The 10,512-nt window shown below is 73.2% G+C and carries 7 protein-coding genes; 4 read left to right on the top strand and 3 right to left on the bottom strand.

The features are described 5' to 3' along the window. Nucleotides 1-57: 57 nt before the first annotated feature. Entirely contained in the window at nucleotides 58-1,212 is a 1,155-nt protein-coding gene (gene rhaI, locus ACFP1K_RS29460; RefSeq protein WP_380759338.1) for an L-rhamnose isomerase, read from the top strand. A 2-nt stretch (nucleotides 1,213-1,214) separates the two neighbouring features. Next, nucleotides 1,215-3,260 carry a bifunctional aldolase/short-chain dehydrogenase gene (locus ACFP1K_RS29455; protein WP_380759336.1) on the top strand — a complete coding sequence of 682 codons (2,046 nt, stop codon included), beginning with the start codon at nucleotides 1,215-1,217 and terminating at the stop codon, nucleotides 3,258-3,260. 20 nt (nucleotides 3,261-3,280) lie between these two features. Here ACFP1K_RS29455 and ACFP1K_RS29450 read toward each other — a convergent pair whose 3' ends face one another. The 3 genes from ACFP1K_RS29450 to mmuM form a co-directional block, all read right to left on the bottom strand. Further along, nucleotides 3,281-4,591, bottom strand: coding sequence for an FMN-binding glutamate synthase family protein (locus ACFP1K_RS29450; RefSeq protein ID WP_380759334.1), 1,311 nt, complete (start codon nucleotides 4,589-4,591; stop codon nucleotides 3,281-3,283). Between the two features lie 15 nt (nucleotides 4,592-4,606). After that, on the bottom strand, nucleotides 4,607-5,344 hold the full coding sequence (locus tag ACFP1K_RS29445; protein ID WP_380759332.1) for a GltB/FmdC/FwdC-like GXGXG domain-containing protein: 738 nt from the start codon (nucleotides 5,342-5,344) through the stop codon (nucleotides 4,607-4,609). A gap of 251 nt (nucleotides 5,345-5,595) precedes the next feature. Beyond that, nucleotides 5,596-6,480 carry a homocysteine S-methyltransferase gene (gene mmuM, locus ACFP1K_RS29440; RefSeq protein ID WP_380759330.1) on the bottom strand — a complete coding sequence of 295 codons (885 nt, stop codon included), beginning with the start codon at nucleotides 6,478-6,480 and terminating at the stop codon, nucleotides 5,596-5,598. A 132-nt stretch (nucleotides 6,481-6,612) separates the two neighbouring features. Between mmuM and ACFP1K_RS29435 the strand changes: the two genes are divergently transcribed. Together ACFP1K_RS29435 and ACFP1K_RS29430 are read left to right on the top strand one after the other, a co-directional pair. Then, nucleotides 6,613-9,915 carry an SNF2-related protein gene (locus tag ACFP1K_RS29435; protein ID WP_380759328.1) on the top strand — a complete coding sequence of 1,101 codons (3,303 nt, stop codon included), beginning with the start codon at nucleotides 6,613-6,615 and terminating at the stop codon, nucleotides 9,913-9,915. A gap of 1 nt (nucleotide 9,916) precedes the next feature. Then, nucleotides 9,917-10,512: SWIM zinc finger family protein (locus ACFP1K_RS29430; protein WP_380759325.1), on the top strand; the 596-nt coding region annotated here is incomplete at its 3' end.

Below are 10,512 nucleotides of genomic sequence, written 5' to 3'. Positions count from 1 at the left end.
ACCGGCGGGGACGCACGCTCGACGAAGTTTTCCATCTTGACTGATCGGGGGACCCCCATGACAACAGACATCAAGGCGGCGCTGCGCCGCCAGCGCATCGAGACACCCTCATGGGCGTACGCCAACTCCGGCACCCGCTTCAAGGTCTTCGCCCAGAAGGGCGTGCCGCGCGACCCGTACGAGAAGATGGCCGACGCCGCGCAGGTCCACCACCACACCGGCGTCGCCCCCACCGTCGCCCTGCACATCCCCTGGGACAAGGTGGACGACTACCCCGCCCTCGCCCGCCACGCCCGCGACCTCGGCGTCGGCATCGGGGCCATCAACTCCAACGTCTTCCAGGACGACCGGTACATGCTCGGCAGCGTCACCAACCCCGACCCCGCGGTGCGGCGCAAGGCCCTCGGCCACCTGCTGGAATGCGTCGACATCATGGACCAGACCGGGTCGGACACCCTCAAGCTGTGGTTCTCCGACGGCACCAACTACCCCGGCCAGGACGACGTGCGCGCCCGCCAGGACCGCCTCGCCGAGGCACTCCAGGTGGTGTACGACCGGCTGGGGGAGGGGCAGCGGTTCCTGCTGGAGTACAAGCTGTTCGAGCCGGCGTTCTACATGACCGACGTCCCCGACTGGGGCACCGCGTACGCCCACTGCGTCAGGCTCGGCCCGAAGGCCCAGGTGGTGGTGGACACCGGCCACCACGCCCCCGGCACCAACATCGAGTTCATCGTCGCGTTCCTGCTGCGTGAGGGCAAGCTCGGCGGGTTCGACTTCAACTCCCGGTTCTACGCCGACGACGACCTCATGGTGGGCGCGGCCGACCCGTTCCAGCTGTTCCGCATCATGTACGAGGTGGTGCGCGGCGGCGGGTACGGCGACCACGTCGCGTTCATGCTCGACCAGTGCCACAACATCGAGCCCAAGATCCCCGGCCAGATCCGCTCGGTGATGAACGTCCAGGAGGCGACGGCCAAGGCGCTGCTCGTCGACGCCGGGGCGCTGGCCGCGGCGCAGGCCGAGGGCGACGTCCTCGGCGCCAACGCCGTCTTCATGGACGCCTACAACACCGACGTGCGGCCCCTGCTGGCGGAGATGCGCGCGGAGACCGGGCTCGACCCCGACCCGATGGCCGCCTACCGGCGCTCCGGCTACGCCGACAAGATCGTCGCCGAGCGCGTCGGCGGCACCCAGGCCGGATGGGGGGCCTGAGCATGACCTCCCCCTCCACCGGGCACCCCGCCGTCGCCGCGCTGCTCCGGCGCGCCCGCACCCTCGGCGCCGACCCCCGCAACACCAACTACGCCGGGGGCAACGCCTCGGCCAAGGGCGCCGCCACCGACCCCGTCACCGGCACCGCCGTCGAGCTCATGTGGGTCAAGGGCTCCGGCGGCGACCTCGGCACCCTCACCGCGGCCGGCCTGTCGGTGCTGCGCGTGGACCGCCTGCGCGCCCTGACCGCCGTCTTCCCCGGCGTCGAGCGCGAGGACGAGATGGTCGCCGCGTTCGACCACTGCGCCTTCGGCAAGGGCGGCGCGGCGCCCAGCATCGACACCGCCATGCACGGCCTGGTCGACGCCCTCCACGTCGACCACCTCCACCCCGACGCCGGGATCGCCCTCGCCACCGCCGCCGGCGGCGAGGCCCTCACCCGGCGCGTGTTCGGCGACCGCGTGCTCTGGGTCCCGTGGCGGCGCCCTGGCTTCCGGCTCGGCCTGGACATCGCCGCGCTGAAGGACGCCAATCCCCAGGCCATCGGCGTGATCCTCGGCGGCCACGGCATCACCGCCTGGGGCGACACCTCCGACGAGTGCGAGGCCAGGTCCCTGGAGATCATCCGCACCGCCGAGCGGTACATCGCCGAGCACGGCCGCCCCGAGCCGTTCGGCCCGGTGATCCACCCGTCCCTGGACGACGCCGCGCGCGAGGCGCGGGCCGCCGCGCTGTTCATCCTGCTGCGCGGGCTGTGCTCCACCGACGCCCGCCAGGTCGGCCACTACACAGCCACCCCCGAGGTTCTGGACTTCCTTTCCCGGGCCGAGCACCCCCGCCTGGCCGCGCTCGGTACCTCGTGCCCCGACCACTTCCTGCGCACCAAGGTCGCCCCGCTGGTCGTCGACCTGCCGCCGGACGCGCCCCTCGACCAGGTGATCGACCGGGTCCGCGCCCTGCACGCCACCTACCGCGAGGACTACCGCGCCTACTACGAGCGCCACGCCGTGCCCGGCTCACCGGCGATGCGCGGCGCCGACCCGGCCATCGTGCTGGTCCCCGGCGTCGGCATGTTCAGCTTCGGCAAGGACAAGCAGACCGCCCGGGTGGCCGGCGAGTTCTACGTCAACGCGATCAACGTGATGCGCGGCGCCGAGGCCCTGTCGTCCTACCGCCCCATCGAGGAGGCGGAGAAGTTCCGCATCGAGTACTGGGACCTGGAGGAGGCCAAGCTGCGGCGGCTGCCGAAGCCCAAGCCGCTCGCCACGCGGGTGGCTCTGGTGACGGGCGGCGGCTCGGGCATCGGCGCCGCCACGGCCCGCCGTCTCGCCGCCGAGGGGGCCTGCGTCGTGATCGCCGACCGGGACCGCGCCGCCGCCGAGAAGGTCGCCGCCGAGATCGGCTCGTCCGGCGCCGCGATCGCCGTCGAGGTGGACGTCACCTCCGAGGACCAGGTCCAGTCGGCCGTCCAGTCGGCCGTCCTCGCCTTCGGCGGTGTCGACCTGGTCGTCAACAACGCCGGCCTGTCGCTGTCCCGCTCCCTGCTGGAGACCACCCTCGACGACTGGGACCTCCAGCACGACGTCATGGCCCGCGGCTCGTTCCTCGTCTCCCGCGAGACCGCCCGCGTCATGATCGCCCAGGCCATGGGCGGGGACATCGTCTACATCTCCTCGAAGAACTCCGTCTTCGCCGGGCCCGACAACGTCGCCTACGGCGCCGCCAAGGCCGACCAGGCCCATCAGGTCCGCCTGCTGGCCGCCGAGCTCGGCGCGTACGGCATCCGCGTCAACGGCGTCAACCCCGACGGCGTCGTCCGCGGCTCGGGCATCTTCGCCTCGGGCTGGGGCGCCAACCGCGCCGCGGTGTACGGCGTCCCGGAGGAGAAACTCGGCGAATACTACGCCCAGCGCACCCTCCTCAAGCGGGAGGTCCTCCCCGAGCACATCGCCGCCGCCGTCTTCGCCCTGACCGGCGGCGACCTGTCCCTCACCACCGGCCTGCACGTCCCGGTGGACGCGGGCGTCGCCGCCGCGTTCCTGCGCTGACCCGCCGGGTCCCGGGCCTCTCAGCCGGTGACGCCCGGGATCCAGGTGGTGCCCGCCAGCGGGACCCTGGCCATGGCCGCGGCCTCCACGGTCAGGGCGACCAGGTCGTCGGGGGCCAGGTCGTGCACCGAGGCGCGGCCGCAGGCGCGGGCGAGCATGGTGGCCTCGGTGGCGAGGGAACGCAGGTAGTTGGCGACGCGTTCGGCGCCGAAGTCGGGGTCGAGGCGGTCGGCGAGCATGTCGTCCTGGGTGGCGATGCCGACGGGGCAGCCACCGGTGTGGCAGGCCGTGCAGGAGCCGGGGGACGTGCCGAGGGCGCGGTAGCCGAGGCTGACGTCGGCGCCGGTGTCGTCGGAGGGGGAGTTGCAGCCGAGGGCGATCAGGGCGGCCACGCCGACCGACACCGCGTCGGCGCCGAGGGCCAGGGCCTTGGCGACGTCGGCGCCGCTGCGGATGCCGCCGGAGATGACCAGCTGCACCTCGTTCTCCACCGACAGGGCGCGCAGCGTGTCGGCCGCCAGGCGCAGCGCCGCAAGCGTGGGGATGCCGGTGTGCTCGATGAACACGTCGTGCGCCGCGCCGGTGCCGCCCTGCATGCCGTCCACCACGATCACGTCCGCGCCCGCCTCGACCGCGTGCCGGACGTCGGGGGCGACCCGGGACGCGCCGATCTTCACGTACACCGGGATGCGCCACCCGGTGACCTCGCGCAGCTCCTCGATCTTGACGCGCAGCCCGTCGGCGCCGGCCCAGTCGGGGTGGCGGCTCGCCGAGCGCTGGTCCACCCCCTCGGGCAGGTCCCGCATGTACGCCACCGGCGTGGTCACCTTCTGCCCGAGCAGCACGCCTCCCGCGCCGGGGGACGCGCCCTGGCCGAGCACGATCTCCACGGCGTCCGCCGCGCGCAGGTGGTCGGGGTCGAAGCCGTACCGCGACGGCAGGCATTGGTACACGAGCGTCTTGGCGGCGCCCCGCTCCTCGGGGATCAGCCCGCCCTCGCCCGTGGTCGCGGAGGTGCCGGTGAGGGTCGCCGCCCGGGCCAGCGCCTCCTTCGCGCCCGCCGACAGCGCGCCGAACGACATGCCGGCGATGGTGATGGGGATGTCCAGGATCACCGGCTCGGACGCGTTGCGCGTGCCGAGCACCGTGCGGGTGTCACACCGCTCCCGGTGGTCCTCCAGCGGGGTGGGGGAGAGGCCCGCCGTCAGGATGAGCAGGTCGTCGAACCCCGGCACCGCGCGGCGGGCGCCCCAGCCGCGCACCTCGCAGCGGCCCAGCCTGGCACGTTCCTGGATCTCCCCGATGACCTCCGGCGAGAAGGTGTGGCTCATCGGCGTCTCCTTCGCTCAGTACGCACCGTCGACGTGACCGTCGAGATGGTAGAGGCGCCGGGTGGAGACGACCTTGGAGATGTTCTCAGGAGAGATGTGATCGAGACCGTACCCGTCCGCGAGGATCTTCACGAAGGTCACGTCGTGCTCGTTGATCTCCTCCATTATGGCGTCCGCGCCGAGCCCCGCGATCCTTCCGCCCACATAGACGACGGCCTCGTACAGCGAGTCGGCCAGATGCGGCCCGGTGTCCCCGCCGACCAGGATCACCCCGGACTGGGCGAGGAACCCGCACAGCGGCCCGGCGTCCCCGCCGATCACCAGGGTGCCGCCCTTGAGCGAGATGCCCGCGCGGGCCCCGCACCCGCCGTCCACCACCACGGTGCCGCCGCGCGCCGACGCCGCGGCGCTCGGGCCCGCCGAGCCGCGCACGTGGACGCAGCCGGACATGAGGTTCTCGCCTGCCCCGCAGCCCGCCGAGCCGCGCACGGTGACCACGGCCTTCTTGCCCAGGCCGCCCGGATAGTCGCCCGCGGGCCCGTTGATCTCGACACGCACCGGGGCGTCGAGGCCCACCGCGAGGTTGTGCCGCCCGGCGGGATTGCTCACCACCGCCCGGCCGCGCGGAAGGGCCTGCAGCGAGCGGTTGATCTCCCGGGTGGACATCCCGGCGGCGTCGAGAGCCACCTCGGTAGCGGGCAGATCCTCTCGCTCGCCGGCCCGTCGCTCAGGGGGGTGCGGCGGGGACGTCATCGCGCCTCCTGTTGACAGCCGTAGGTCGGTGCCTGTCAGGAGTCAACCGTGGGAATGTTGCCTGCGTGGTGCTCACGGATGACCACGATGTTACTCGGCGGCTACTATTCCTCCGCTGGTCATCGGCCTGCCCCGCAGGTACCGATCTTTGGGGGGTGGCGGTCACTCCGAGTGACCGTATGCGGCCCTGCGGGCGATCAGGTCCCGGTCCGGGCGTGGTTCGATCTTGCCCGGCGGCGGGCCCGCGGGCGTCAGCCGAGGCGCTCGCGGATCAGCCGGATGTGCTCGGGGGTGGTGCGGCAGCAGCCGCCGACGTAGGTCGCGCCCGCGTCCCGCCACTGGACGGCGGCGGTGGCGAACTCCGTCGGGTCGGCGATGCCCCGCCAGCGGCGGTGCTCGGGGTCCCAGGTCTCGCCCGAGTTGGGGTACACGATGATCGGGCAGCCGTCCAGGCGGGCGAGCAGGCTCTTGATGTGCGCGGGGGAGGTGCAGTTGACGCCGATCGCGACCACCTGCGGGTTCCCGGCGAACAGCTCGGCGCACCGCTCCAGCGGCGTGCCGTCCCTGATCCGCTCGTCGTCCCTGCAGGAGAAGGCGATCCAGGCGTTCACGCCCGGCGTCTCCGCGAGCAGCCGCGCGATGGCCCTGGCCTCGGCGTACGAGGGGATCGTCTCGCAGGCCAGCACGTCGGCGCCGCTGTCGGCCAGCACCTCCCAGCGCGGCCGGTGCCAGTCCAGCAGCTCCTGCTCGTCCAGGTCGTAGGCCCCGGTGTACTCGGCGCCGTTGGCGAGGCAGGCCCCGTACGGGCCCACGCTCGCCGCGACGACGCCCCCGCCGGAGGTGTCCCGCGCCTGGAGGGCGAGCTCCACCGACAGCTGCATCAGCGCCTGCGCCTCGTGCAGGTTGCGCCCGCGGCGCATGAGGCCGGGGAAGCTCGCCTGGTAGCTGGCCGTGGTGGCGACGTCCGCCCCCGCGGCGAAGTAGTCCAGGTGGGCGCGCAGGATCGCCTCGGGGTCCTCCATGAGCAGCCGCGCCGACCACAGCTCGTCGCTCAGGTCGTGGCCCAGCGTCTCCAGATGCGTGGCGAGGCCTCCGTCGAGGATCACCGTGCCGAGGTCTTCGGGCAGAAAACTCACCTATGTACTTTATGTGGCTAGAGGTCGATCACCCCCCACGCGCGCCCCATGAACCCTCCGGGCTCCACCCCCCGACGTATCATCGGGTTCCCCCGCAGGGTCAGGTGACGCCACGCGAACGGAGTTGGTCGAGTGCTCGTGGTCCACGGCGCCTGGGTCGCCGGCCGTCTGACCGTGTGGGCGGAGGACACCACGGCACCCCAGGAGGCGCCCGCGGCACCCCGGAAGGCGTCCACGGCGCTTCGGGAGGTGCCCGCGGCTCCGGGGATGGCGTCCACGGCACCCCGTGAGGTGTCCGCGCTTCCGGCGGGCACCCGGAGGCATCCCTTCGCCGCCGGGACGGACGTGCTGGCCGCGGCCCTCGGGCTGCCGGACGGAGCCGCCCGGCCCGGCCCGCTGACTGTCCACCTGCCCGGCTCGGCCACCGTGCCGCTGCCGTCGCCCGAGTCGGGACTGCCGAGCGCGGTCCGCCGCCCGAAGATCGTCACCTGGCAGGTCCCCGCGCTCCACCTGGCCCCCGCCGAGGCCCTCACCCTGCTGGGCTCCCTGCCCGGCCCCGCCACCGCCCAGGGGGACGCGGCGTCCCACACCGGCGACACCGAGCTCGACTCCATGGACGCCGGGCCTGGTTCCGGGGACGCGGGCCCTGGTTCCGAGGACGCGGGGCCCGGCTCGGGGGAGGCCCGACCCGGTTCGGGGGAGGCTTGGCTCGGCTCGGGGGAGGTCTGGCCTGGCTTGGGGAAGGCCGAGGCCGGCCCCGGGGACGCCGTCCTCGGCGCCGGGCCGGTGCCCGAGTGGGGTCCCGGGTGGTCGTTGCGGTACTTCGCCGTGGTGGCCGAGCACGCGCGGGCGCTCGCGGGGCGGGGGCGGGTGCTGCCGCAGCTCGTGCCCGAGGACGGCGAGTACGCCGCGCGGTGGGCGCCCGTGGTCACCGGGGCCGACGTCACCGCCATGCGCGACCTGGCCGCCGCGATGCCGCCCGCCTGCCGGGCCGCGCCCTACGAACGCCCCGCCGCCGCCGTCCTGAACGAGGCCCTGTCCGGTTTCACCGACGCCGTCACCCGCGTCCGGCTGCCGGAACGGCTCCTGCTCGGCAACCGCCCCGGCCGTACCAGCCCGCTGGCCGACCGCTGGCTGTTCGCCCTCACCGCCCCCGACGCCGTGATCCCCGAGATCCACCCCACCGAGGTGGCGGTGCTGCGCGGCGCGCTGGACGCGTGGCTGGACGCCGCCCGCCGCATGGAAGGCCCCATCAGGGTCTGCTTCCGCCTCATCGAGCCCGCCGGGGACGAGGACCGCTGGGAGCTGGAGTTCGCCCTCCAGTCGGTCGACGACCCCAGCCTTTACGTTCCGGCGTCCGTGCTGTGGGAGGGCGGCCACATCCCCGGCCTGCCCGGCCGCCCGGACGAGACGCTGCTCGCCGGGCTCGGCCGGGCCGTCCGGCTCTGCCCCGAGCTGCACACCGCGCTGGACGACGCCCGGCCGTCCGGGATGGTGATCGACACCGCCTGGGCCTTCGGGTTCCTGCGCCGCGCCGCGCCCCTGCTCCAGGCCGCCGGGTACGGCGTGCGGCTGCCCGCGTGGGCGGGCCGCAAGGCGCTCGGGCTGAAGCTCACCACCCGCAGCCGCTCCAAGGCGTCCCGCGCCGCGGGCACGCAGGGGCTCGGTCTCAATGAGGTCGTGGACTTCCGGCTGGACCTCGCGGTCGGCGACCACACCATCGGCGAGGAGGAGCTGGAGGAACTGGCCCGGCTGAAGGTGCCGCTGGTCCGGGTGCGCGGCCAGTGGGTGGAGCTGGACGACCGGCAGCTCAAGGCGGCGCTGTCGGCGATCGAGCGGCGCCGCTCGGGCGAGATGACCGTCGCCGACGCGCTGCACGAGGTCGTCACCGGCGGCGCCGAGGAGCTGCCGCTGGTGGACGTGGACGCCGACGGCGTGCTCGGCGACCTGCTGTCCGGTGACGCCGAGCGGCGCCTGACCGCCGTGCCGACGCCGTCCAGCTTCCACGGGGTGCTGCGTCCCTACCAGGAGCGCGGCCTGTCGTGGCTGAGCTTCCTGTCCCGGCTCGGGCTCGGCGGGATCCTCGCCGACGACATGGGTCTCGGGAAGACCGCGCAGACGCTGTCCCTGCTGCTCGACGAGCGGCGCGACGGCACGCCCCCCGCGACGCTGCTGGTCTGCCCGATGTCGCTGATCAACAACTGGCAGAAGGAGGTCGAGCGGTTCGCCCCGTCGCTGCGGGTGTACGTCCACCACGGCGGCGCCCGCAAACGCGATGAGGAGCTCGCCGAGGCCGTGGCCGGCGCCGACATGGTCATCACGACGTACGGCACGCTGCTGCGCGACGCCGGGGTGCTCGCCGCGTTCCGGTGGGGTCGGGTGGTGTGCGACGAGGCGCAGGCCATCAAGAACAGCTCGGCCCGGCAGGCCCAGGCCGTGCGGTCCATCCCGGCCCGCACCCGGCTGGCGCTCACCGGCACCCCCGTGGAGAACCACCTCGCCGAACTGTGGTCGATCATGGAGTTCTGCAACCCCGGCCTGCTCGGTCCCGCGCGGCGGTTCCGGGAGCGCTACCAGGAGCCGATCGAGGCGCGCGGCGACGAGATGGCGGCCGGCGCGCTGCGGCGGGCCACCGGCCCGTTCGTGCTGCGGCGCCTCAAGACCGACAAGACGATCATCTCCGACCTGCCGGAGAAACTGGAGATGAAGGTCTGGTGCACGCTCACCCCCGAGCAGGCCAGCCTGTACCAAGCGGTTCTGAAGGACATGCTGGACCGCATCGACGGCAGTGAGGGCATCGAGCGGCGCGGCAACGTGCTCGCAGCCATGGCCCGCCTCAAGCAGGTGTGCAACCACCCCGCCCACCTGCTCAAGGACGGCTCCCGCCTGGCCGGCCGCTCCGGCAAGCTGGCCCGCCTGGAGGAACTCGCCGAGGAGATCGTGCAGGAGGGCGACAAGGCCCTGGTCTTCACCCAGTACGCCGAATTCGGCTCCATGCTCCAGCCCTACCTGGCCGCCCACCTGGACCGCCCCGTCCTGTGGCTGCACGGCGGCCTGCCCAAGAAGCGCCGCGACGAGCTGGTGGACCGCTTCCAGTCCGGCGACGAACCCATGATCTTCCTGCTCTCCCTGAAGGCCGCCGGCACCGGCCTCAACCTCACCGCCGCCAACCACGTGATCCACGTGGACCGCTGGTGGAACCCCGCCGTGGAGGACCAGGCCACCGACCGTGCCTTCCGGATCGGCCAGCACCGCAACGTCCAAGTGCGCAAGTTCATCTGCGCCGGCACCCTGGAAGAACGCATCGACGAAATGATCGACCGCAAGAAGGCTCTGGCCGACTCGGTGGTAGGCACCGGCGAGGACTGGCTCACCGGCCTCTCCACCGACCACCTGCGCGAACTCTTCCACCTCGCCCCCGAGGCGGTGGGCTGACATGCCGGTCGGGAAGGACGGATGGTTCGAGGCGTCGGCGCCGATCCAGGTGGAGGGCGGCCTGCGGGCCCGCAGCAAGCGCGGGTCGATCGGTGAGCAGTGGTGGTCGCGCCGCTTCATCGACATCCTGGAGAACGTCTGCGACCCCGGCCGCCTGTCCCGAGGCCGTGCCTACGCGCGCAAGGGCCAGGTCCTGGAGATCGGCCTTTCCCCCGGCTCGGTACGCGCCGAGGTGCAGGGCTCCCGCCCCGACCCGTACGAGGTCACGATCACCATCCCCGCCTTCGGCGACGCCGACTGGACCCGCGTCGAACGCGAACTGTCCACCCGCGCCCTCTACCGCGCCAAGCTCCTCGCCGGTGAGATGCCCCCCGAGATCGTCGAGGTCTTCGACGCGCTGGGCCTCCCCCTGTTCCCCGCCGACCTCGACATGGACTGCACCTGCCCCGACTGGGGCCACCCCTGCAAACACCTCTCCGCCGTCCTCTACCTCCTAGCCGAATCCTTCGACGACGACCCCTTCCTCATCCTCGCCTGGCGAGCCCGCCCCCGAGAGACCCTCCTGACCGCCCTCCGCCCCCCCACAAAAACCGCCCC

Origin of the sequence: Sphaerisporangium aureirubrum (assembly GCF_042658925.1) — a bacterium.
Lineage (GTDB): Bacteria > Actinomycetota > Actinomycetes > Streptosporangiales > Streptosporangiaceae > Sphaerisporangium > Sphaerisporangium aureirubrum.
This window is presented reverse-complemented; position numbering and strand designations above follow the sequence as displayed.

What these genes read in the sequence shown, in the direction of transcription:
- rhaI (WP_380759338.1), top strand. Translation starts at nt 58, where the DNA reads ATGACAACAGACATCAAGGCGGCGCTGCGCCGCCAGCGCATCGAGACA.
- ACFP1K_RS29445 (WP_380759332.1), bottom strand. Translation starts at nt 5,344, where the DNA reads ATGACGTCCCCGCCGCACCCCCCTGAGCGACGGGCCGGCGAGCGAGAG.
- ACFP1K_RS29450 (WP_380759334.1), bottom strand. Translation starts at nt 4,591, where the DNA reads ATGAGCCACACCTTCTCGCCGGAGGTCATCGGGGAGATCCAGGAACGT.
- ACFP1K_RS29455 (WP_380759336.1), top strand. Translation starts at nt 1,215, where the DNA reads ATGACCTCCCCCTCCACCGGGCACCCCGCCGTCGCCGCGCTGCTCCGG.